Origin of the sequence: Bacillus sp. EKM501B (genome assembly GCF_011800505.1) — a bacterium.
In the GTDB taxonomy this organism is placed as follows: Bacteria; Bacillota; Bacilli; order Bacillales; family Bacillaceae_G; genus Bacillus_A; species Bacillus_A cereus.
This window is the reverse complement of the sequence record NZ_JAALFZ010000101.1, coordinates 1-219: the sequence shown is the minus strand read 5'-3', so window position 1 is coordinate 219 and position 219 is coordinate 1. Positions and strand designations below refer to the sequence as shown.

Here is a 219-nt window from a genome sequence, read left to right as displayed (position 1 = left end):
GACGTCTTTAACTCAATTGTCTAGCTGTTTAGAAGCATCAACAGAAGTACTCATCAGTCCTGAAGGACTGAATCAACGATTTAATCAAGCAGCCGTCCAATTTTTACAACACATACTAGCTGAACTACTAAATCAAAAATTGGCCTTATCTATGCCAATTTCTTCTCCATATACTTCTATTTTCAAGCGTATCCGTATTTTAGATTCAACTGCATTTCA

General features: G+C 35.6%; 1 pseudogene. It reads left to right on the top strand.

The window, feature by feature from the left end:
- Positions 1–219: pseudogene (locus tag HFD78_RS29330) on the top strand (IS4 family transposase); the annotation flags it as partial.